Here is a 21,695-nt window from a genome sequence, read left to right on the forward strand (position 1 = left end):
CAATAATCAATTGCTCTTATTTTGGTTCGTGCTTGGGTTCTTTATTGGCCAGCTGATACGGCACCTCGATGGTGGCGACGACCCCGCTCGGGCTGTTGGCCGCGATGAGCAGCTGTCCCTGGTCGCCGTGCAGCAGTTTCAGACGCTCGCGGATGGTCATCAGGCCCAGTCCGGTGCCGTCGCTGGGCACCGCGCCAAAGCCCAGCCCGTCGTCGCTGACGATGACGCGCAGTTTATTATGGGCCACGTCGGCGCGTACTTTGAGCGTGCCGCCCTGGGGCTTGGCTTCGAGGCCGTGCTTGATGGCGTTTTCCACCATCGACTGCAACATCATCGGCGGGAACGCGGCGCTGCGCAGGCCGTCGGGGATGTCGAAGTCGACCGTCAGCCGCTCTTCCATGCGCATTTTCAGCAGGTTCAGATAGGCCACCACCATGTCGGCTTCGCGGCCGAGGTTGGTGATCAGCGCGTTGTCGCGCATTTGCGGCAGCACCGCGCGCAGGTATTTGATCAGGCTGCGCTGCATGGCGGAGGCGCGCGGCGGGTCTGTCTCGATCAGGTGCTCGACCGACGCCAGCGTATTGAACAAGAAGTGCGGCTCGACTTGCGCCTGCATCATCTGCATCTTCGCTTCGCTCAGCTGGCGCTGCATGGATTCGCGCTCGACCGCCGCGTTGGCGGTCTGGGTTTCCGCTTCGGCGCGTTTTTTGCTGCCCATCAGCGCCTTGATGCCGAACAGGGCCAGCACCAGCAACGTGACGAAGCTGCGGAACCAGGTCGATGCCTGACCGTGGTAGCGGGCGACTTTTTGTTCGGCCGCGTCGTCGACCGCTTCTTCAATGGCGTTGGATAATTCTTCGCCGATTTGTGGCGGCAGGTCGATGTGGACCTCTTCGCCAGGCAGGGTGGGCAGGGCGGGGACGGCCGGGGTGATCGTTTTGTCGGGCTTGCCGGGTTTGACATTCGGCGTGGCTGGCGGAGCAGGTTCGGCGGGCGCCTCGGGCTCGGCGGGAGGTGCCGGCTCGGTCGCGGGTGCCGGTTCGGCGCGCGGAACGCCGTTCTCGTCGACACTGCTGTCGGCTTTGTCGGCATCTTTGTTGCGCTTGCCGCGCATATTGAAGCGAATGCCGCTGTCGTCGATCACGATATTGGTGTCGGCGCCTTTGCGTTTTTTGTCACTGCGGACCACTTCCTCTTGAACCGGGCTCGACGAAAATAGCTCATCTTGCAGAATCGAGCCGGCGATCAGCATCAATACGGCGAACACCAGGAACTTCCACCACGACAGCTGGGTCACCCAGGTGGCGGTCGCATCGAAGCCGCGATGCAGCCAGGCGGCGGCGGTCTTCAGGGTGTCTTGCGTTTTGGGCATAGGAAACATGTAAGGCTTTCACTCTGGAGTATGAGTTTTGTGACGATGCAACTGTAACGGTGATGGCGGCGATGCGCCATGCCCATGCGACAGTCTGCAAGAAATAGGGACTGGACGGCGTGGAGAGGGGAACAGAAAAAGCGCTTGCCAAGCCTGTGGGCGCTTTGCTATAGTTCGCCTCCTCGCAAAACGACGCATGCAAATGCAGAGTGAAACGAGAAAAGAAGAAGTGGCTGAGGGGTTGACGAAATAAGCGAAACGCTTCATACTCTTTCTTCTGCGCTGACGAACAAAACGATTTGTCAAGCGTGCAAGCAGTACCAGTATCACCGAATACACGTTCTTTAAAAATTAACAGTCGATAAGTGTGGACGTTTGATGAAAGTGCACGCGGAGCTTCGGTTCCGCGATACTTAAAATATCAAATGTTCACAAGAAGTAATGAAATAGGCGCTACGAAAGTAGTGGCCTGTCAGTATTTTGAGTGAGCGACCTCTTAGTAATAAGAGTGCCGGTAAAACGGCAAAAGTAACAGAGATTAAACTGAAGAGTTTGATCCTGGCTCAGATTGAACGCTGGCGGCATGCCTTACACATGCAAGTCGAACGGCAGCGCGGGGCAACCTGGCGGCGAGTGGCGAACGGGTGAGTAATATATCGGAACGTACCCTGGAGTGGGGGATAACGTAGCGAAAGTTACGCTAATACCGCATACGATCTAAGGATGAAAGTGGGGGATCGCAAGACCTCATGCTCCTGGAGCGGCCGATATCTGATTAGCTAGTTGGTAGGGTAAAAGCCTACCAAGGCATCGATCAGTAGCTGGTCTGAGAGGACGACCAGCCACACTGGAACTGAGACACGGTCCAGACTCCTACGGGAGGCAGCAGTGGGGAATTTTGGACAATGGGCGCAAGCCTGATCCAGCAATGCCGCGTGAGTGAAGAAGGCCTTCGGGTTGTAAAGCTCTTTTGTCAGGGAAGAAACGGGTCTTTCTAATACAGAGGCCTAATGACGGTACCTGAAGAATAAGCACCGGCTAACTACGTGCCAGCAGCCGCGGTAATACGTAGGGTGCAAGCGTTAATCGGAATTACTGGGCGTAAAGCGTGCGCAGGCGGTTTTGTAAGTCTGTTGTGAAATCCCCGGGCTCAACCTGGGAATGGCAATGGAGACTGCAAGGCTAGAGTTTGGCAGAGGGGGGTAGAATTCCACGTGTAGCAGTGAAATGCGTAGATATGTGGAGGAACACCGATGGCGAAGGCAGCCCCCTGGGTCAAAACTGACGCTCATGCACGAAAGCGTGGGGAGCAAACAGGATTAGATACCCTGGTAGTCCACGCCCTAAACGATGTCTACTAGTTGTCGGGTCTTAATTGACTTGGTAACGCAGCTAACGCGTGAAGTAGACCGCCTGGGGAGTACGGTCGCAAGATTAAAACTCAAAGGAATTGACGGGGACCCGCACAAGCGGTGGATGATGTGGATTAATTCGATGCAACGCGAAAAACCTTACCTACCCTTGACATGGATGGAATCCCGGAGAGATTTGGGAGTGCTCGAAAGAGAACCATCACACAGGTGCTGCATGGCTGTCGTCAGCTCGTGTCGTGAGATGTTGGGTTAAGTCCCGCAACGAGCGCAACCCTTGTCATTAGTTGCTACGAAAGGGCACTCTAATGAGACTGCCGGTGACAAACCGGAGGAAGGTGGGGATGACGTCAAGTCCTCATGGCCCTTATGGGTAGGGCTTCACACGTCATACAATGGTACATACAGAGCGCCGCCAACCCGCGAGGGGGAGCTAATCGCAGAAAGTGTATCGTAGTCCGGATTGTAGTCTGCAACTCGACTGCATGAAGTTGGAATCGCTAGTAATCGCGGATCAGCATGTCGCGGTGAATACGTTCCCGGGTCTTGTACACACCGCCCGTCACACCATGGGAGCGGGTTTTACCAGAAGTAGGTAGCTTAACCGCAAGGAGGGCGCTTACCACGGTAGGATTCGTGACTGGGGTGAAGTCGTAACAAGGTAGCCGTATCGGAAGGTGCGGCTGGATCACCTCCTTTCTAGAGTGGCACTGAGTTAGCAATAACTCACTCATCAAGCGTTCACACTTATCGACTGTCAATATAAAGAACAGCATTTGGGGCTGTAGCTCAGCTGGTTAGAGCACCGTGTTGATAACGCGGGGGTCGTTGGTTCGAGTCCAACCAGCCCTACCAGTTTTACCCTAGTAGTAAATCTCAGGGGGATTAGCTCAGCTGGGAGAGCACCTGCTTTGCAAGCAGGGGGTCGTCGGTTCGATCCCGTCATCCTCCACCAAGAGTTCAAATGTAAGGGTAAGCCTTTAGATTTGATCTTTTAGAGATCAAGTGCTGTACGTTCTTTAACAATCTGGAAGAAGTAAGTAAATTTTTATTGATCGCGACACCGACAGGTGACGCGATGGGTAATGATTGTATGTATCAACAAACGCAACAACGTAGTACTTCTTATTCCTATAAACGCTCCTTGTAGACGCGCGGTCAGCGGCGCAGGGGCTAACGTTATAGGGACAAGTGAATAAGTGCACATGGTGGATGCCTTGGCGATTACAGGCGATGAAGGACGTAGTAGCTTGCGATAAGCTGCGGGGAGCTAGCAAACAAGCTTTGATCCGCAGATTTCCGAATGGGGAAACCCGGCCTTTTAGGTCATTGCATACTGAATACATAGGTATGCAAAGCGAACGCGGCGAACTGAAACATCTAAGTAGCTGCAGGAAAATAAATCAACCGAGATTCCCAAAGTAGTGGCGAGCGAAATGGGAAGAGCCTGCACGTTTTAGCATGACGCATAACAGAATCCTCTGGAAATAGGAGCCATAGCGGGTGATAGCCCCGTATGTGAAATGCGATGTGTGGAACTAAGCGTGCGACAAGTAGGGCGGGACACGAGAAATCCTGTCTGAATATGGGGGGACCATCCTCCAAGGCTAAATACTCGTAATCGACCGATAGTGAACCAGTACCGTGAGGGAAAGGCGAAAAGAACCCCGGGAGGGGAGTGAAATAGATCCTGAAACCGTGTGCATACAAACAGTAGGAGCGGACTTGTTCCGTGACTGCGTACCTTTTGTATAATGGGTCAGCGACTTACATTCAGTGGCAAGGTTAACCATATAGGGAAGCCGTAGAGAAATCGAGTCCGAACAGGGCGATAGTCGCTGGGTGTAGACCCGAAACCAAGTGATCTACTCATGGCCAGGATGAAGGTGCGGTAACACGCACTGGAGGTCCGAACCCACTAATGTTGAAAAATTAGGGGATGAGCTGTGGGTAGGGGTGAAAGGCTAAACAAACTTGGAAATAGCTGGTTCTCTCCGAAAACTATTTAGGTAGTGCCTCAAGTATCACCATCGGGGGTAGAGCACTGTTATGGCTAGGGGGTCATCGCGACTTACCAAACCATTGCAAACTCCGAATACCGATGAGTGCGAGCTTGGGAGACAGACGTCGGGTGCTAACGTCCGGCGTCAAGAGGGAAACAACCCAGACCGCCAGCTAAGGTCCCAAAGATTGGCTAAGTGGAAAACGAAGTGGGAAGGCTAAAACAGTCAGGATGTTGGCTTAGAAGCAGCCATCATTTAAAGAAAGCGTAATAGCTCACTGATCGAGTCGTCCTGCGCGGAAGATGTAACGGGGCTAAGCCAGTCACCGAAGCTGCGGATATGCGTAAGCATATGGTAGGAGAGCGTTCTGTAAGCCTGCGAAGGTGTCTTGTAAAGGATGCTGGAGGTATCAGAAGTGCGAATGCTGACATGAGTAGCGATAATGGGGGTGAAAAGCCCCCACGCCGTAAGCCCAAGGTTTCCTGTTCAACGTTCATCGGAGCAGGGTGAGTCGGCCCCTAAGGCGAGGCAGAGATGCGTAGCTGATGGGAAGCAGGTTAATATTCCTGCACCGTCGTATGATGCGATGGGGGGACGGATCGCGGAAGGTTGTCCAACTGTTGGAATAGTTGGTTGCTGCTTCATAGAAGGCGCTTAGGCAAATCCGGGCGCGTAATTCAAGGGAGTGGGACGAGAGACTTAGGTCTCGAAGCAATCGGAAGTGGTTCCAAGAAAAGCCTCTAAGCTTCAGTCATACGAGACCGTACCGCAAACCGACACAGGTGGGCGAGATGAGTATTCTAAGGCGCTTGAGAGAACTCGGGAGAAGGAACTCGGCAAATTGGTACCGTAACTTCGGGAAAAGGTACGCCCTTGTAGCTTGGCTGATTTACTTCAGTAGGGTGAACGGGTTGCAATAAACTGGTGGCTGCGACTGTTTAATAAAAACACAGCACTCTGCAAACACGAAAGTGGACGTATAGGGTGTGACGCCTGCCCGGTGCTGGAAGATTAAATGATGGGGTGCAAGCTCTTGATTGAAGTCCCAGTAAACGGCGGCCGTAACTATAACGGTCCTAAGGTAGCGAAATTCCTTGTCGGGTAAGTTCCGACCTGCACGAATGGCGTAACGATGGCCACACTGTCTCCTCCCGAGACTCAGCGAAGTTGAAGTGTTTGTGATGATGCAATCTACCCGCGGCTAGACGGAAAGACCCCATGAACCTTTACTGTAGCTTTGCATTGGACTTTGAATCAATCTGTGTAGGATAGGTGGGAGGCTTTGAAGCGGGGACGCCAGTTCTCGTGGAGCCAACCTTGAAATACCACCCTGGTTCATTTGAGGTTCTAACCTTGGCCCGTTATCCGGGTCGGGGACAGTGCATGGTAGGCAGTTTGACTGGGGCGGTCTCCTCCTAAAGTGTAACGGAGGAGTTCGAAGGTACGCTAGGTACGGTCGGACATCGTGCTAATAGTGCAATGGCATAAGCGTGCTTAACTGCGAGACTGACAAGTCGAGCAGGTACGAAAGTAGGACATAGTGATCCGGTGGTTCTGTATGGAAGGGCCATCGCTCAACGGATAAAAGGTACTCTGGGGATAACAGGCTGATTCCTCCCAAGAGTTCATATCGACGGGGGAGTTTGGCACCTCGATGTCGGCTCATCACATCCTGGGGCTGTAGCCGGTCCCAAGGGTATGGCTGTTCGCCATTTAAAGTGGTACGTGAGCTGGGTTTAAAACGTCGTGAGACAGTTTGGTCCCTATCTGCCGTGGGCGTTGGAAATTTGAAGGGGGCTGCTCCTAGTACGAGAGGACCGGAGTGGACAGACCTCTGGTGTACCGGTTGTCACGCCAGTGGCATTGCCGGGTAGCTAAGTCTGGAAGAGATAACCGCTGAAAGCATCTAAGCGGGAAACTTGCCTTAAGATGAGATTTCCCAGAGCCTTGAGCTCTTTGAAGGGTCGTTCGAGACCAGGACGTTGATAGGTCAGGTGTGGAAGTGCAGTAATGCATTAAGCTAACTGATACTAATTGCCCGTACGGCTTGTCCCTATAACCTTAGCAGGTTATGGTGAATAAGAAGTGCGTTGAGGCGTTCGTTGATACACAACTTCATTACCCCATTTACTTACTTCTCCAGATTCTGAGCAACGTTCACAAGAACGCGGCTCGTACAAGTCAATGCCTGATGACCATAGCAAGTTGGTCCCACCCCTTCCCATCCCGAACAGGACCGTGAAACAACTCTGCGCCGATGATAGTGCTGCAACCAGTGTGAAAGTAGGTTATCGTCAGGCTAGTTATATTAAAAAGCCCCTTCCAGTGATCTGGTCGGGGCTTTTTTTCGTCCATACGACGCGCAAATCCTTATCGTTCCCGACTTTGTGTGATGCGGTCCAATATGATCGCCAACAACACCACGCATAAGCCGCTTTCGAATCCCAATCCGGCGTCCAGCTGCTGGATGCCGCTTAATACCTCCCTGCCCAAGCCACCGGCGCCGACCATCGACGTGACGATCACCATCGACAAGGCCATTATGATGGTTTGATTGATGCCGCCCATCGGCGCCGGCAAGGCCAGCGGCAATTGCACCTTGACCAGCAACTGCCAGCCACTGGCGCCAAACGCCTGCCCGGCCTCCAGTTGTTCCTGTCCACCTGCAAAATCCCGATGGTGGTCAGCCGCACCGCCGGCGGCATCGCGAAAATCACAGTGGCGATGATGCACGGCACGCGACCGAGACCGAACAGCATCACCGCCGGGATCAGATAAATAAAGGCCGGCATGGTCTGCATGAAATCCAGCACCGGGCACAGCACCGCGTGCACATGCCAGTTCCTCGCCGCTAAAATTCCAAGCGGCACGCCCAAGGCCAGGCTGATCAATGTAGCCGACAAGGTCAGTCCCAAGGTGACGATCATCTGCGGCCAATAGCCCAGCACCGCGATCAACAACAAGGACAATCCCGCAAAAACCGCGAAGCGCCAGGTTGTGATCGATGAGCAAACGGACCGCCGCGTTGACCGCATCTCCCAGCGGCAAATATTGATGGAGTTGTTCGAACATCTCAGCCCCTGGCGCTGGCGCGTGAGCAGGCTGCGGCCGGCGATGTAGCGCGGGAAGGAGGCGCCGGCTGGCGGCGTCGCGCCATCGTGTGGATATTCCGAGCCTGACCCTGGGCAATTACCCGTTGCTGATCCAGGCGGCGGTCGCTGGACGCCGGGTGGCGCTGGGCTGGCGCCCACTCGTGGATGAGCTGGTGCGCGACGGCCAGTTGGTCACGCTGCCGGCGCCGGCACTGAGCACACCGCGCGGCTACTTCCTGGTGCGCCCCCACGGCCGCGAGCCGTGGGAAGCGCTCGACAGCCTGAGCGAGTGGATCGTGCGCGGTTGCGCCTAGAAATTGAAGCGCGCGCCGAACGAGAACAGCGACACTTCGGTTTTGGTCAAGTAGCTGGCGTCCACGCCAATCGACCATTGGCGGCTGAAGGCGTAGCTGACGCCGACGCCAACCATCGGATCGGTTTCATCGCGGTCGGGCAGGTCGCTGCGGTTGCCCTGCATCGAGGTGCGGCCGATGCCGGCGCGGCCGAACAGGCTGACGCGCTCGTTGAGGGGCACGGTGCCCTGGACGGCGATGCCGTAGGTGCGATCCGGGTAGTAGCCTGCCTCGGTGAACATGCCGCGGAACGGATTAAGGCTCAGGCCCCGGGTATAGACGTCAAAGCCGAAGTTGGGGCTGTACTGGTAGCCGATCGCGCCGCCGACCGAAAAGTCACTGCTGTTGTCCACGTATTTGGACGAGACCGAGGCGCGTCCGCCGGAGACGCCGAGATAGACGCCGGGTTCGAACGGGGCCGCAAACGATGGGCCGGCAACGGCAAGCGCGGCCGCCGCGATGATCAAGAGTCGCATATAGTTCCTTAAAGGTGAGACTGTAAATGGCGGCATTGGTTTATTTGCAATGCCATCCGCCCCGCATCCTACCCTCAAATTATCTTTACGGCAACCTTGCCGTTTCCGCCGGCTGGGGCGCCAGCATGCGGCGCATCGCCTCGGCTTCCTCGCCGGGACTGCGGCCGAAGTAGCGTTTGAATTCGCGGCTGAACTGCGACGGACTTTCGTAGCCGACCTTGGCCGACGCCGCCTGCGCCGTGATGTCGCTGCGCGCCATCAGCAGCCGCGCCTGGTGCAGCCGGGCCGACTTCAGATACTGGATCGGTGAGCAGTGCGTCACCGATTTGAAGTGCACGTGGAATGCCGGCACGCTCATGCTGGCCTCGGCCGCCAGCATGCCGACATCCATGTCCGCCGCGCAATCGGCGTGGATGCGGCGCAGCGCCTTGGCGATCCGGCCAAACTGGCCCTGGCTGGTCAGCGCGGCGCGCATCGCCGCGCCTTGCTCGCCCATCAGCACGCGGAAGCAGATTTCACGCACGATGGCGGGACCGAGCACGCGTGCCTCCAGCGGCGAGTTCAGCGCCTCCATCAGGCGCAACACGGTTTCGCGCAGGCGTTGGTCCATCCGCGTGGTCATCATTCCCTTGGGCATGGCCGGCACTTCGTTGGCCGTCTGGTCGATGGCAAACATCAGGTCGGCCAGCGTGGTGCGGTCGACGCGGATGACCAGACCCATGAACGGTTCCTCGACCGACGCCTCGGTGGCGCTGAGGAACGGCGTGGGAATGGCCACCACCAGGTAATGTTCGGCGTCGAACTGCAGCACGTCGTCGCCGAAGTGGGCGCGCTTGCGGCCCTGCAGCACGATGGCGATGCACGGGTCGGACATGGCCGGCGCCTTGGTCACGCTTTCCGTGGCGCGGGTCAGGCGCACGTCTTCGAGCGCCGTCTCGGTGTAGCCGTCGTGCTTTGCCAGACTGGTGTGCAGAGCGATCATGCGTTCCAATTAATTTCTCCAAGCGTACAGTAATGAATAGGAATGATCCATCAAACCGGCGGCCGTGGCTACGGGACTATTGACGATGTATAGGATTAGGCAAGAAACACATAGGCATGTGCATTCGCAGCATCGCCGGATGTTCGTATGATGCAGTCTGGTTTTATTGCCATTGAAAGGACCGCATCATGACTGCTACACACACCAATCGAAAGGTGATACTGATTGCTGGCGCCAGCCGGGGCAGCGGTCCTGCCACCGCGCGCCAGTTGGCCGGCGAGGGCCATCACGTGGTGCTGGGGGCGCGGCGCTCCGCCAAGTTGCATGCGCTGGTGACGGAGATCCGCAGCGCCGGCGGTTCGGCGGAGTGGTTCGCACTGGACGTCTCGCGGCCGGAGGAAATGCGCGAATTCCTGGCGTTTGCCGAAGACGTCCACAAGCGTATCGACGTCGTCATCAATAATTGCTGAGGACGTGGTGCCGCTCGCCTAGGCAGCTTTCGGCGTAAACAGTATTTGCAACAGCGTGTCGGCCGTGGCCTGAAGTTCTTCGGGCGCGTGGTAGATGCGTTCCATCACCACATTGCCGCGTGTGAACGTGACCAGCAAACGTGTGGCGTCCTTAGGCGGCAGGCGCAGCCGCGCGACGGCGTCGGGCGCCGACAGCCGTTCCTCCAATACCTCCCCCAATCCTTCCAGCATGCCGCGCAAGGCCTGGCGCACCGCGTCGTCCATCGCTGTTTCGTCGGTGGCTATTTTGGTCGTCAGGCAGCCGCGCGTGGACGAGGAGGGCGTATCGTCATGTTGGGGGATGGGTTGCGACATCGAACCGATGACGTAACCGAAGAAATCGCGCAGCGCCTCGACGGGATCGTCCGCCAGCATCCGTTCCCGCGCCGCCGCCAGATAGCGTTGCTTGTAACGGGCGAACGCCAGCAAAAAGATCGATTGCTTGTCGCCATAAGCGTTATAAAGCGACCCGCGCAGCACGCCGGTGGCCTGCGCCAAGTCCTGCATCGAGGTCGAGGCGTAGCCCTGTCGCCAGAAAACGTGCATCGCGCGCTCCAGCGTTTCTTCTTCGTTGAATTGTTTTATGCCTGACATGGAGCGGATTATCGCCATTCTTGACAGTGGTGTCAAGTTTGACTATGCTGTCAAACATGATGGACGACTAAGGATCGTTGATGAATCACGCAGAAGACAAGGGCGCCGCCGGCCGCGCTATATTCGCCGGCTTGTGCGCCAGCCTGGTGGGTATCGGCCTGGCACGCTTCGGCTATACGCCGCTGATACCGCCGCTGATCGAGGCGCACTGGTTTGCCGCGCAGGACGTGGTCTATCTCGGTGCGGCCAATCTGGTCGGTTATCTGGTGGGTGCATTGATCGGGCGCCCGCTGGCTGCGCGGTTGACGGCGCGGTCGACGCTGCGTGTGATGATGATGCTGGCTTCGCTGGCGTTCTTTGCCTGCGCGTTTCCATTGTCGGTGAGCTGGTTCTTTGTCTGGCGCCTGTTGTCGGGGGTATCGGGCGGCATCATCATGGTGCTGGTGGCGTCGACCGTGTTGCCGCATGTGCCGGTCGAGCGCAGGGGTATGGCGAGCGGGGCAATATTCCTGGGTGTGGGCGTCGGCATCGCGGCGTCGGGCACGGTGGTGCCGATGTTGCTGGGTGTCGGCCTGCGCGAGACGTGGTTGGGACTGGGTGCGCTGGCGCTGGTGCTGAGTATCGCAAGCTGGTTTTGCTGGCCGCATGCCGGGCACGCCCATGCCGCCGCTGCTCAAGGCGCGGAGCCGGCCGCGCCCATAGCCAGCGCGCGCTTCGATCTGAACGTACTATACGTCCAGTATGCCTTGATGGCGATTGGTCTGGTTCCGCTGATGGTGTTCCTGGTCGACTATGTGGCGCGCGGTTTGGGATGGGGGACGCATACGGCGGCCCTGTTCTGGGTCGCTTACGGCATCGGCGCGATTGCCGGCCCGATGGTGTATGGGGCATTGACCGATCGCATCGGCCCTACGCGCACCGGCCAGTTGGCGCTGTGTCTGCAGGCGGCAGTGATCGGGTTGATGATGTTGTCCCACAATCATTTTGTGCTGATCGCGGCGACCGTTGTCGTCGGCTCCTTCCCGCCCGGCATCGTGCCGATTGTGCTTGGCCGCGTCCATCAGCTACTGCCCGGCGATGCGCATCGCCAGAGCGCCGTGTGGAGTCGCGCCACGACGGTGTTTGCGTTGTTCCAGGCGTTGGCCGGGTATGGCTATTCCTACCTGTTCGCGCAGAGCGGCGGCGACCACCGTTTGTTGATGGGAATTGGGGCCGTGGCGTTGTTGGTGGCGGCACTTGCGGATGGTGTGAAGAAAGTTCTTGCCAAGCCCGGAGGGGCTTTGCTATAGTTCGCCTCCTCGCAAAACGACGCACACAAAACAAGGTGTTGCAGAGTGAAACGAGAAGAAAAAGAAGGTTGACGAAACGGTCTAAACGATTCATACTCTTCCTTCTTCGCTGACAGACAAAACGATTTGTTAGCGACGCAGTACCAAACAAAGTTCTTTAAAAATTAACAGTCGATAAGTGTGGACGTTTGATGAAAGTGCACGCGGAACCTCGGTTCCGCGATACTTAAAATATCAAATGTTCACAAGAAGTAATGAAATAGGCGCTACGAAAGTAGTGGCCTGTCAGTATTTTGAGTGAGCGACCTCTTAGTAATAAGAGTGCCGGTAAAACGGCAAAAGTAACAGAGATTAAACTGAAGAGTTTGATCCTGGCTCAGATTGAACGCTGGCGGCATGCCTTACACATGCAAGTCGAACGGCAGCGCGGGGCAACCTGGCGGCGAGTGGCGAACGGGTGAGTAATATATCGGAACGTACCCTGGAGTGGGGGATAACGTAGCGAAAGTTACGCTAATACCGCATACGATCTAAGGATGAAAGTGGGGGATCGCAAGACCTCATGCTCCTGGAGCGGCCGATATCTGATTAGCTAGTTGGTAGGGTAAAAGCCTACCAAGGCATCGATCAGTAGCTGGTCTGAGAGGACGACCAGCCACACTGGAACTGAGACACGGTCCAGACTCCTACGGGAGGCAGCAGTGGGGAATTTTGGACAATGGGCGCAAGCCTGATCCAGCAATGCCGCGTGAGTGAAGAAGGCCTTCGGGTTGTAAAGCTCTTTTGTCAGGGAAGAAACGGGTCTTTCTAATACAGAGGCCTAATGACGGTACCTGAAGAATAAGCACCGGCTAACTACGTGCCAGCAGCCGCGGTAATACGTAGGGTGCAAGCGTTAATCGGAATTACTGGGCGTAAAGCGTGCGCAGGCGGTTTTGTAAGTCTGTTGTGAAATCCCCGGGCTCAACCTGGGAATGGCAATGGAGACTGCAAGGCTAGAGTTTGGCAGAGGGGGTAGAATTCCACGTGTAGCAGTGAAATGCGTAGATATGTGGAGGAACACCGATGGCGAAGGCAGCCCCCTGGGTCAAAACTGACGCTCATGCACGAAAGCGTGGGGAGCAAACAGGATTAGATACCCTGGTAGTCCACGCCCTAAACGATGTCTACTAGTTGTCGGGTCTTAATTGACTTGGTAACGCAGCTAACGCGTGAAGTAGACCGCCTGGGGAGTACGGTCGCAAGATTAAAACTCAAAGGAATTGACGGGGACCCGCACAAGCGGTGGATGATGTGGATTAATTCGATGCAACGCGAAAAACCTTACCTACCCTTGACATGGATGGAATCCCGGAGAGATTTGGGAGTGCTCGAAAGAGAACCATCACACAGGTGCTGCATGGCTGTCGTCAGCTCGTGTCGTGAGATGTTGGGTTAAGTCCCGCAACGAGCGCAACCCTTGTCATTAGTTGCTACGAAAGGGCACTCTTAATGAGACTGCCGGTGACAAACCGGAGGAAGGTGGGGATGACGTCAAGTCCTCATGGCCCTTATGGGTAGGGCTTCACACGTCATACAATGGTACATACAGAGCGCCGCCAACCCGCGAGGGGGAGCTAATCGCAGAAAGTGTATCGTAGTCCGGATTGTAGTCTGCAACTCGACTGCATGAAGTTGGAATCGCTAGTAATCGCGGATCAGCATGTCGCGGTGAATACGTTCCCGGGTCTTGTACACACCGCCCGTCACACCATGGGAGCGGGTTTTACCAGAAGTAGGTAGCTTAACCGCAAGGAGGGCGCTTACCACGGTAGGATTCGTGACTGGGGTGAAGTCGTAACAAGGTAGCCGTATCGGAAGGTGCGGCTGGATCACCTCCTTTCTAGAGTGGCACGAATCATGTAAATGATTCACTCATCAAGCGTTCACACTTATCGACTGTCAATATAAAGAACAGCATTTGGGGCTGTAGCTCAGCTGGTTAGAGCACCGTGTTGATAACGCGGGGGTCGTTGGTTCGAGTCCAACCAGCCCTACCAGTTTTACCCTAGTAGTAAATCTCAGGGGGATTAGCTCAGCTGGGAGAGCACCTGCTTTGCAAGCAGGGGGTCGTCGGTTCGATCCCGTCATCCTCCACCAAGAGTTCAAATGTAAGGGTAAGCCTTTAGATTTGATCTTTTAGAGATCAAGTGCTGTACGTTCTTTAACAATCTGGAAGAAGTAAGTAAATTTTTATTGATCGCGACACCGACAGGTGACGCGATGGGTAATGATTGTATGTATCAACAAACGCAACAACGTAGTACTTCTTATTCCTATAAACGCTCCTTGTAGACGCGCGGTCAGCGGCGCAGGGGCTAACGTTATAGGGACAAGTGAATAAGTGCACATGGTGGATGCCTTGGCGATTACAGGCGATGAAGGACGTAGTAGCTTGCGATAAGCTGCGGGGAGCTAGCAAACAAGCTTTGATCCGCAGATTTCCGAATGGGGAAACCCGGCCTTTTAGGTCATTGCATACTGAATACATAGGTATGCAAAGCGAACGCGGCGAACTGAAACATCTAAGTAGCTGCAGGAAAATAAATCAACCGAGATTCCCAAAGTAGTGGCGAGCGAAATGGGAAGAGCCTGCACGTTTTAGCATGACGCATAACAGAATCCTCTGGAAATAGGAGCCATAGCGGGTGATAGCCCCGTATGTGAAATGCGATGTGTGGAACTAAGCGTGCGACAAGTAGGGCGGGACACGAGAAATCCTGTCTGAATATGGGGGGACCATCCTCCAAGGCTAAATACTCGTAATCGACCGATAGTGAACCAGTACCGTGAGGGAAAGGCGAAAAGAACCCCGGGAGGGGAGTGAAATAGATCCTGAAACCGTGTGCATACAAACAGTAGGAGCGGACTTGTTCCGTGACTGCGTACCTTTTGTATAATGGGTCAGCGACTTACATTCAGTGGCAAGGTTAACCATATAGGGAAGCCGTAGAGAAATCGAGTCCGAACAGGGCGATAGTCGCTGGGTGTAGACCCGAAACCAAGTGATCTACTCATGGCCAGGATGAAGGTGCGGTAACACGCACTGGAGGTCCGAACCCACTAATGTTGAAAAATTAGGGGATGAGCTGTGGGTAGGGGTGAAAGGCTAAACAAACTTGGAAATAGCTGGTTCTCTCCGAAAACTATTTAGGTAGTGCCTCAAGTATCACCATCGGGGGTAGAGCACTGTTATGGCTAGGGGGTCATCGCGACTTACCAAACCATTGCAAACTCCGAATACCGATGAGTGCGAGCTTGGGAGACAGACGTCGGGTGCTAACGTCCGGCGTCAAGAGGGAAACAACCCAGACCGCCAGCTAAGGTCCCAAAGATTGGCTAAGTGGAAAACGAAGTGGGAAGGCTAAAACAGTCAGGATGTTGGCTTAGAAGCAGCCATCATTTAAAGAAAGCGTAATAGCTCACTGATCGAGTCGTCCTGCGCGGAAGATGTAACGGGGCTAAGCCAGTCACCGAAGCTGCGGATATGCGTAAGCATATGGTAGGAGAGCGTTCTGTAAGCCTGCGAAGGTGTCTTGTAAAGGATGCTGGAGGTATCAGAAGTGCGAATGCTGACATGAGTAGCGATAATGGGGGTGAAAAGCCCCCACGCCGTAAGCCCAAGGTTTCCTGTTCAACGTTCATCGGAGCAGGGTGAGTCGGCCCCTAAGGCGAGGCAGAGATGCGTAGCTGATGGGAAGCAGGTTAATATTCCTGCACCGTCGTATGATGCGATGGGGGGACGGATCGCGGAAGGTTGTCCAACTGTTGGAATAGTTGGTTGCTGCTTCATAGAAGGCGCTTAGGCAAATCCGGGCGCGTAATTCAAGGGAGTGGGACGAGAGACTTAGGTCTCGAAGCAATCGGAAGTGGTTCCAAGAAAAGCCTCTAAGCTTCAGTCATACGAGACCGTACCGCAAACCGACACAGGTGGGCGAGATGAGTATTCTAAGGCGCTTGAGAGAACTCGGGAGAAGGAACTCGGCAAATTGGTACCGTAACTTCGGGAAAAGGTACGCCCTTGTAGCTTGGCTGATTTACTTCAGTAGGGTGAACGGGTTGCAATAAACTGGTGGCTGCGACTGTTTAATAAAAACACAGCACTCTGCAAACACGAAAGTGGACGTATAGGGTGTGACGCCTGCCCGGTGCTGGAAGATTAAATGATGGGGTGCAAGCTCTTGATTGAAGTCCCAGTAAACGGCGGCCGTAACTATAACGGTCCTAAGGTAGCGAAATTCCTTGTCGGGTAAGTTCCGACCTGCACGAATGGCGTAACGATGGCCACACTGTCTCCTCCCGAGACTCAGCGAAGTTGAAGTGTTTGTGATGATGCAATCTACCCGCGGCTAGACGGAAAGACCCCATGAACCTTTACTGTAGCTTTGCATTGGACTTTGAATCAATCTGTGTAGGATAGGTGGGAGGCTTTGAAGCGGGGACGCCAGTTCTCGTGGAGCCAACCTTGAAATACCACCCTGGTTCATTTGAGGTTCTAACCTTGGCCCGTTATCCGGGTCGGGGACAGTGCATGGTAGGCAGTTTGACTGGGGCGGTCTCCTCCTAAAGTGTAACGGAGGAGTTCGAAGGTACGCTAGGTACGGTCGGACATCGTGCTAATAGTGCAATGGCATAAGCGTGCTTAACTGCGAGACTGACAAGTCGAGCAGGTACGAAAGTAGGACATAGTGATCCGGTGGTTCTGTATGGAAGGGCCATCGCTCAACGGATAAAAGGTACTCTGGGGATAACAGGCTGATTCCTCCCAAGAGTTCATATCGACGGGGGAGTTTGGCACCTCGATGTCGGCTCATCACATCCTGGGGCTGTAGCCGGTCCCAAGGGTATGGCTGTTCGCCATTTAAAGTGGTACGTGAGCTGGGTTTAAAACGTCGTGAGACAGTTTGGTCCCTATCTGCCGTGGGCGTTGGAAATTTGAAGGGGGCTGCTCCTAGTACGAGAGGACCGGAGTGGACAGACCTCTGGTGTACCGGTTGTCACGCCAGTGGCATTGCCGGGTAGCTAAGTCTGGAAGAGATAACCGCTGAAAGCATCTAAGCGGGAAACTTGCCTTAAGATGAGATTTCCCAGAGCCTTGAGCTCTTTGAAGGGTCGTTCGAGACCAGGACGTTGATAGGTCAGGTGTGGAAGTGCAGTAATGCATTAAGCTAACTGATACTAATTGCCCGTACGGCTTGTCCCTATAACCTTAGCAGGTTATGGTGAATAAGAAGTGCGTTGAGGCGTTCGTTGATACACAACTTCATTACCCCATTTACTTACTTCTCCAGATTCTGAGCAACGTTCACAAGAACGCGGCTCGTACAAGTCAATGCCTGATGACCATAGCAAGTTGGTCCCACCCCTTCCCATCCCGAACAGGACCGTGAAACAACTCTGCGCCGATGATAGTGCTGCAACCAGTGTGAAAGTAGGTTATTGTCAGGCTAGTTATATTAAAAAGCCCCTTCCAATGATTTGGTCGGGGCTTTTTTTCGTCTGGACGAAACGTTAATGACGTTCCGGAGACGTAGGGCGGATTAGCGAAGCGTAATCCGCCATTGATAATCCGCCCGCAGCTCAGGCATGAGCGATCGCCTCATGCCGGCGTATTCTGCCAAGCAAATACTGCAGACACTCCAGCACCTCGAACTGATGGTGTAAGAAATACCGCGCCGCGCTGTCCTTGCTGCGCCCGATACGCACCGTCAGCCAGGACTCCGGCGCATCGCGGAAGATCTGCTCATCCGCCTCATCCTCGCCGATGTACAGCGCCGTATGTCGCGAGGCATGATCCAGCACCGTATTCAACGTCATGCGCTTGCCCGGCGCGTCCGGCGGCAGCAAATTGATGCCGCTGCGCGCTCCGACCACCACCGGCGCCGGCTCCAGCGCAGCCAGCACTCGTTCAATCTCCCGCATCGTGTGCGGCCGGTCGCGCAGCAGCCGGTAATGCAGCCACAGGGAACAGCCGTGATCGGCGATCAGCAATCCAGGATCGACTTTGTGCAAGCCATGCTCGTCGATCATCTGCCGCAACCAGGCCGCGCAGATATCCCGCGCACGCGGCGCGTCATCCTCCTGGCCGGGCAAGCAACCCGAGCCATGATTTCCAACGAGATAAGCGGGACGCACCGGCAACCGCGCCTCGACATCGTCCAGGCCGCGACCGGTAATGACGGCGACCGGCAGCAAAGCGCACAGGTCGCGGAAGCAACGCTCCAGCGCCGGCTGCATGCGTGCCTGGCTGGGCAGCACGACTGGCGGCGCCAGGGTGCCGTCGAAAGTGAATGCAAGTACCGGCTCGGTCGCGACAAGTTCCGCGAGTGCCCGTTTGCCGGCTAATGAAAGCAAATGAATCATGCCCCTCCTTGTTGCGCGGCGCCTTGTTCCTTGAAAGCGGCGGCCTGCGGGTGATCAGAGGGGTTCGAACTGAACCGTATCGTGGAGGCGGAGAATGCCTTGCCACGGAGCTCGGGCCGACATCGCCCGTTCAAACCCAGTTAAAGAAATTTATCGTACTGCCCGGAATGTCGCATGTCAAACGCGATCCTATTGAACACTTGATGTAGAAATGATTCGACGCAACTATAAGCGTTGCCTTTTGCGCTTTTTGTGCCTTGGGGCATGTATGATGGACGATCGCACTGTTCAACTTTTGAGGTGTATTCATGGCAAATAAATTCCGTCTGGTCACCCGCAGCGATTTCGACGGCCTCGTCTGCGCCGTGCTGCTGAAACACCTGGACATGATCGACGACATCCTGTTCGTGCATCCGAAGGACATGCAAGACGGGAAGATCGCGATCACCGACAACGACATCACGACCAATCTTCCCTACGTGCCGGGCGTGCACATCGCCTTCGACCACCATCTGTCGGAAACCATCCGCAACACCGGCGAGCGCGCCAACCACGTGATCCACCCGGAGGCGCCGTCGGCCGCGCGGGTGGTCTACGATTACTACGGCGCCGAGAAAGCTTTCCCGGTCTCATGGGGCGACATGATGGCGGCGGTCGACAAGGGCGACGCCGCGCGCTTCAACGAACAGGAAGTGCTCAATCCGGAAGGCTGGGACCTGCTGAACTTCCTGATGGACGCGCGCACCGGCCTGGGCCGCTTCCGCGAGTTCCGCATCTCCAACTACAACCTGATGATGGACTTGATCGACGCGTGCAAGAACCATACGATCGAGCAGATCATGGCTTTGCCGGACGTGAAGGAGCGCAAGGACCTGTATTTCGAGCATGCGGAAAAGTGCAAGGACCAGATCCGCCGCTGCGCGCAGGTGCACAAAAACCTGGTGGTGCTGGATCTGCGCAACGAGGAAATCATCTTCGCCGGCAATCGCTTCATCATCTATGCGCTGTTCCCGCAGACGAACATCTCGATCCACGTGCTGTGGGGGCTGAAGAACCAGAACACCGTGTTCGCCACCGGCAAATCGATCTTGAACCGCACGTCGAAAACCAACATCGGCGCCCTGATGCTGGAGTACGGCGGCGGCGGGCACGAGAACGCCGGCACCTGCCAGGTCGACAACGAGCGTTCCGAGGAAGTACTGGGGGCGCTGATCCACCGGATCAATTCCGAAGGATAAAAAAACGGCGCCGAGGCGCCGTTTTTCATGTCCGCGATCCGTCGCCGGTCAGAACTCTTTTTCCGGCAGCGCGATCTGGTTGTCGGTGCTGAACTGGTAGTCCTTGAACACGTGCTCGGCCGACAGCAGCTGGTACTCGCCGTCCGGCTTCTTGTGCGTGGTGTCCTTCAGGCGGTAGGTGTAGTGGCCGCAGGTCCAGCAGTTGAAGTTGCGCATGTGCGTGCACAGGCAGGTCTTGTCCATCACGACGATGTTTTTCTCGTTCGGATGCGCCGCCACTTCGCGGTTGTACGAGTTGATGTAGGCGCAATTGCCGGTCGCGTCCAGCAGGTAGCCGTAGGATTCGCAGCCCGGACGGATGCCGCCGCCGATCGCCGGCGTGCTTTTGAGCATGCGCATCGGATAGCCGGTCGGCGAGATGCCGTTGACGATGATGTCGTCCTCGGTGGCCTTGACGTATTCCTGTTTCACCTTGGCCGGCAGGCCGCATTCGTTGGTGATGGTAAAGCGGGTCGCCACCTGCACGCCCGCCGCGCCCGCTTCGAGGAAGCTCACGGCGTCGCTGCCGGTGAAGATGCCACCGGCCGCGATCAGCGGAATGTCGAGGTTCTCGGTTTTCAGGTAGGCCAGCAGTTCCTTGGTGATCGCCATCAGGTCGTATTCGGCCCAGTCCATGCCGAAGCCCAGGTGGCCGCCGGCCAGCGGGCCTTCGACGATGATGAAGTCGGGCAGGCGGTTCAGCTTGGCGTTCTTGCGCAGGAAGATCTGCAGCGCGCGCACCGACGAAACGATGATGCCCAGCTTGGCTTCGCGGAAGCGCGGATGGTCGGCCATCAAGGCGAACGAGCCGAAGTGCAGGCCGGCCGACAAGGTGATGCCGTCGATGCCGGCGTCCAGCGCCGCGTTCAGGCGCGTGCGCAAGGTTTCGCGCGGACCGTTCATGGTCAGCTTTTCCATGCAGTTCACGAAGATCAGGCCATCGCCTTTTTTCGCCGCCATGGTGGCGCCGATGTGGCGGCGCTGGGCGTCGGCCAGGCGCTCGAGGTCGAACTGCACCACCGACTTGTCCGAATTGTTGATGTTGAACTTGTAGAGCTTGGTTTTATCCTTGACGAAGCTCGTATCGAACTTGCGGTCGGACACGTCTTCGACCATTGCATCGGAGATGTGGCCGATGCCGCCCAGGCGGGCCGCTTCCAGCGCCAGTTCCGAGGTCGAAATGTCCACACCCATTCCGCCGACCATGATGGGCACGTACTCGTTTTTGCCAAATCGCAGGCGGAAATCATCAACACGTTTCATTGCTATCCTTAGACTACCGAGGTTGTTTGCCGGGCGTGGCCCGGCGGTATGCAGGTCGCGCGGCAGCATCGTCGATGGAGGCTCAAGTAATTCTACTCCAAGTGTGCTACCGCTCTGTGACGGCGCGGCAACGCCGCGCGGGCGGGATCAGTCGCGGAAGTTGTTGAACTCGAGCGGCATGTCGGGGACGTCCTTGCGCAGCATGGCCATCGCGGCTTGCAGATCGTCGCGCTTGGCGCCGGTCACGCGCACGGCTTCTCCCTGGATGCTGGCCTGCACCTTCATTTTGCTGTCCTTGATGACGCGCACGATTTTCTTGGCGGCATCGGCCTCGATGCCGTTCTTGATCTTGATGACTTGCTTGACCTTGTCGCCGCCGACCTTCTTGATGTCGCCGTCCTCGAGGAAGCGCACGTCGACCTTGCGCTTGGACAGTTTGTTGGTCAACACGTCGCGCACTTGCTGCAGCTGGAACTCGGAATCGGCGACAACGGTCAGTTCGTTTTCCTTGTGCTCGACGGATGCGCCGGTCCCCTTGAAGTCAAAGCGGGTGGCGATTTCCTTTTGAGATTGCTCGACGGCATTCTTCACTTCGATCATATCTGCTTCGGACACTACATCAAACGACGGCATGGCTATTTCCTTTTCGTGTGGCATGGGGCGCTACCGCTCCCCATCAAAGTCTGACATTTTAACGGACAACCGGCCGGTCA

Annotated in this window: 11 protein-coding genes, 4 tRNA genes, 6 rRNA genes and 1 pseudogene; 14 read left to right on the forward strand and 8 right to left on the reverse strand. The window is 56.0% G+C overall.

Going from position 1 to position 21,695, the window contains the following annotated elements:
• Positions 1–16: 16 nt before the first annotated feature.
• Complete coding sequence (locus AC0IYS_RS09275; protein ID WP_471704886.1) at positions 17–1,381, reverse strand: sensor histidine kinase; 1,365 nt, start codon at positions 1,379–1,381, stop codon at positions 17–19.
• Between the two features lie 531 nt (positions 1,382–1,912).
• Here AC0IYS_RS09275 and AC0IYS_RS09280 point away from each other — a divergent pair.
• The 5 genes from AC0IYS_RS09280 (at position 1,913) to rrf (AC0IYS_RS09300) (ending at position 7,045) form a co-directional block, all read left to right on the forward strand.
• Positions 1,913–3,441 (forward strand): 16S ribosomal RNA (locus AC0IYS_RS09280).
• 79 nt (positions 3,442–3,520) lie between these two features.
• A tRNA-Ile gene (locus tag AC0IYS_RS09285) sits at positions 3,521–3,597 on the forward strand.
• 24 nt (positions 3,598–3,621) lie between these two features.
• Positions 3,622–3,697: transfer RNA gene (locus tag AC0IYS_RS09290), tRNA-Ala, on the forward strand.
• Positions 3,698–3,927: 230 nt separating this feature from the next.
• A 23S ribosomal RNA gene (locus AC0IYS_RS09295) occupies positions 3,928–6,800 on the forward strand.
• Between the two features lie 132 nt (positions 6,801–6,932).
• A 5S ribosomal RNA gene (gene rrf / locus AC0IYS_RS09300) occupies positions 6,933–7,045 on the forward strand.
• Together the 16S, 23S and 5S rRNA genes with 2 tRNA genes alongside form the textbook arrangement of a ribosomal RNA operon.
• Positions 7,046–7,115: 70 nt before the next feature.
• Here rrf (AC0IYS_RS09300) and AC0IYS_RS09305 read toward each other — a convergent pair.
• Positions 7,116–7,738: pseudogene (locus AC0IYS_RS09305) on the reverse strand (ABC transporter permease); the annotation flags it as partial.
• Between the two features lie 146 nt (positions 7,739–7,884).
• On the opposite strand from AC0IYS_RS09305, the gene AC0IYS_RS09310 reads away from it, so the two are divergent.
• Positions 7,885–8,151 carry a LysR substrate-binding domain-containing protein gene (locus AC0IYS_RS09310; protein WP_471708832.1) on the forward strand — a complete coding sequence of 89 codons (267 nt, stop codon included), beginning with the start codon at positions 7,885–7,887 and terminating at the stop codon, positions 8,149–8,151.
• Here AC0IYS_RS09310 and AC0IYS_RS09315 read toward each other — a convergent pair.
• Both AC0IYS_RS09315 and AC0IYS_RS09320 read right to left on the reverse strand, forming a co-directional pair.
• Entirely contained in the window at positions 8,148–8,666 is a 519-nt protein-coding gene (locus tag AC0IYS_RS09315) for a porin family protein (protein ID WP_471704887.1), read from the reverse strand. The genes AC0IYS_RS09310 and AC0IYS_RS09315 overlap by 4 nt on opposite strands.
• Before the next feature lie 85 nt (positions 8,667–8,751).
• The gene (locus tag AC0IYS_RS09320) at positions 8,752–9,648 is read right to left on the reverse strand and encodes an AraC family transcriptional regulator (RefSeq protein WP_471708833.1); all 897 of its coding nucleotides are present in this window, start codon (positions 9,646–9,648) and stop codon (positions 8,752–8,754) included.
• A gap of 188 nt (positions 9,649–9,836) precedes the next feature.
• On the opposite strand from AC0IYS_RS09320, the gene AC0IYS_RS09325 reads away from it, so the two are divergent.
• Positions 9,837–10,118: an SDR family NAD(P)-dependent oxidoreductase gene (locus tag AC0IYS_RS09325; RefSeq protein ID WP_463451955.1), complete on the forward strand. Its 282-nt coding sequence runs from the start codon at positions 9,837–9,839 to the stop codon at positions 10,116–10,118.
• A gap of 18 nt (positions 10,119–10,136) precedes the next feature.
• On the opposite strand, the gene AC0IYS_RS09330 is transcribed toward AC0IYS_RS09325, so the two are convergent.
• Positions 10,137–10,751: a TetR/AcrR family transcriptional regulator gene (locus tag AC0IYS_RS09330; RefSeq protein ID WP_471704888.1), complete on the reverse strand. Its 615-nt coding sequence runs from the start codon at positions 10,749–10,751 to the stop codon at positions 10,137–10,139.
• A gap of 80 nt (positions 10,752–10,831) precedes the next feature.
• Between AC0IYS_RS09330 and AC0IYS_RS09335 the strand changes: the two genes are divergently transcribed.
• The 6 genes from AC0IYS_RS09335 to rrf (AC0IYS_RS09360) all read left to right on the forward strand — a co-directional run bounded on the left by AC0IYS_RS09335 (position 10,832) and on the right by rrf (AC0IYS_RS09360) (position 17,527).
• Entirely contained in the window at positions 10,832–12,040 is a 1,209-nt protein-coding gene (locus AC0IYS_RS09335; protein ID WP_471704889.1) for a YbfB/YjiJ family MFS transporter, read from the forward strand.
• 353 nt (positions 12,041–12,393) lie between these two features.
• Positions 12,394–13,922, forward strand: a 16S ribosomal RNA gene (locus tag AC0IYS_RS09340).
• A gap of 80 nt (positions 13,923–14,002) precedes the next feature.
• Positions 14,003–14,079: transfer RNA gene (locus AC0IYS_RS09345), tRNA-Ile, on the forward strand.
• A gap of 24 nt (positions 14,080–14,103) precedes the next feature.
• A tRNA-Ala gene (locus AC0IYS_RS09350) sits at positions 14,104–14,179 on the forward strand.
• A gap of 230 nt (positions 14,180–14,409) precedes the next feature.
• Positions 14,410–17,282, forward strand: a 23S ribosomal RNA gene (locus AC0IYS_RS09355).
• 132 nt (positions 17,283–17,414) lie between these two features.
• Positions 17,415–17,527, forward strand: a 5S ribosomal RNA gene (gene rrf / locus AC0IYS_RS09360).
• 132 nt (positions 17,528–17,659) lie between these two features.
• On the opposite strand, the gene AC0IYS_RS09365 is transcribed toward rrf (AC0IYS_RS09360), so the two are convergent.
• On the reverse strand, positions 17,660–18,442 hold the full coding sequence (locus AC0IYS_RS09365) for a trehalose-phosphatase (RefSeq protein WP_471704890.1): 783 nt from the start codon (positions 18,440–18,442) through the stop codon (positions 17,660–17,662).
• 308 nt (positions 18,443–18,750) lie between these two features.
• Here AC0IYS_RS09365 and AC0IYS_RS09370 point away from each other — a divergent pair, with 308 nt between their 5' ends.
• Complete coding sequence (locus AC0IYS_RS09370) at positions 18,751–19,680, forward strand: exopolyphosphatase (protein WP_471704891.1); 930 nt, start codon at positions 18,751–18,753, stop codon at positions 19,678–19,680.
• 48 nt (positions 19,681–19,728) lie between these two features.
• On the opposite strand, the gene AC0IYS_RS09375 is transcribed toward AC0IYS_RS09370, so the two are convergent.
• The gene (locus AC0IYS_RS09375; RefSeq protein WP_471704892.1) at positions 19,729–20,982 is read right to left on the reverse strand and encodes a nitronate monooxygenase; all 1,254 of its coding nucleotides are present in this window, start codon (positions 20,980–20,982) and stop codon (positions 19,729–19,731) included.
• A 147-nt stretch (positions 20,983–21,129) separates the two neighbouring features.
• Complete coding sequence (locus tag AC0IYS_RS09380; RefSeq protein ID WP_209720217.1) at positions 21,130–21,615, reverse strand: YajQ family cyclic di-GMP-binding protein; 486 nt, start codon at positions 21,613–21,615, stop codon at positions 21,130–21,132.
• Positions 21,616–21,695 lie beyond the last annotated feature (80 nt).

The sequence above is a fragment of the Duganella sp. AC237 genome (assembly GCF_979254035.1).